Source organism: Bradyrhizobium sp. AUGA SZCCT0182 (assembly GCF_018130185.1).
In the GTDB taxonomy this organism is placed as follows: domain Bacteria; phylum Pseudomonadota; class Alphaproteobacteria; order Rhizobiales; family Xanthobacteraceae; genus Bradyrhizobium.
Window position 1 is genome coordinate 1 of record NZ_JAFCLY010000107.1, and the last position, 1,187, is coordinate 1,187.

At 57.0% G+C, this 1,187-nt stretch carries 2 protein-coding genes and 1 pseudogene; 2 read left to right on the forward strand and 1 reads right to left on the reverse strand.

All coding sequences use genetic code 11. The features are described 5' to 3' along the window. A partial coding sequence (locus JQ611_RS41430; protein ID WP_212468847.1) for a hypothetical protein occupies positions 1–213 on the forward strand: 213 nt, incomplete at its 5' end. Between the two features lie 170 nt (positions 214–383). Then, on the forward strand, positions 384–674 hold the full coding sequence (locus tag JQ611_RS41435; RefSeq protein WP_249133867.1) for a DUF1127 domain-containing protein: 291 nt from the start codon (positions 384–386) through the stop codon (positions 672–674). Between the two features lie 90 nt (positions 675–764). On the opposite strand, the pseudogene JQ611_RS41440 reads toward JQ611_RS41435, so the two are convergent. Then, a pseudogene (locus JQ611_RS41440) lies at positions 765–1,187 on the reverse strand (ABC transporter substrate-binding protein); the annotation flags it as partial.

Below are 1,187 nucleotides of genomic sequence, written 5' to 3' on the forward strand. Positions count from 1 at the left end.
CCGCCCGATGTCACGTTTTTCAACCCGGCTACCGGTCTGGTTCACGTCGCCATCGGAGAACCCGGGCTTGTCGACTCCATCGATCCGCGAAACGGCCATGCCACGCGGACGGTGACCGGTGCCGGCGCGCATACGACGGCACTGGTGGCGCCGAACCAACTTTACGTTGTTTCACCCGCGCACGGCGGAGTTCTCGTCCTTTCGGACTCTTGATGCCCGCACGAACAGGACAGCACAAGACTGCCGCGAGATGGTAAAGCGCGGCAAGCCGCATAGCGACTTCATGAGTTGACGCTCGCTATCGCTTGAACGCAAGAGCCGGTCATGGTACAGAAATTACTCGGGTCGTTGACAACCGCCCGATGAGCTCCCGCAGCTAAGCGTTGTTTCACTCCATCATGGAGGATGAAACCATGCCTTGCGGCAGCACTACCGGCAACTCAACCAACACTGTCGGCTCAGCTTCCACCTCCTTTCCGGACCTTGGATGGTCCTGGAAAATCCCGCTTGTGTGGCTAGATGCAATAGCCATGAGGTTGGAGCGGCGTCGTCAGCACAAGCAACTTCTCGAACTTGATGACCATTTGCTTGCCGACATCGGCATGTCCAGAACGACCGTTGAACAATTGCGCAGGTCTCACCTGTACATGATGGCGTGGCGCGACAGCCGATGATAGCCAATGTCTCAGATGGGTCGGCGCGAAGCGGACATCGTCGCCGGTGGTATGTCTGACATCACTCCTGAATGACTCCTTCTATCTCAATCAGACGATTGTCTTCAGATATAGGCTTGGATCGAAATATTTGCTCGCCGGTGTGAAATCCTTGATGTTGGCGTTCGCCATGAAGAAGTCGGTGGTCTGCTGTAGCCAGTTGGTGACGGTCCCGTCCGAATAGAGCTGCTTCCAGTCGCGTGAAGTGAACATCTTCTGCGCCTTGAAGGACTCATTGATGTCGGCCAGCGGCGTCTGGCTGTAATGGCCCTTCTGCAGCTTCTCCATCGCTTCGTTACTGTTCGCGATGATGTAATCGTTGGCGTCGGCCCAGCCCCTGATCAACTTGGCGAGAGTTTCCTTGTTCGGCTCGTAATAGTCGTTGGCTGCTGCCCATCCGCCAATGATGGCGGCCTGCGGATAGTACGCAGACGCATCGGCGAGCTTTATCGCGCCGGGGACCTTGTCGCGGGC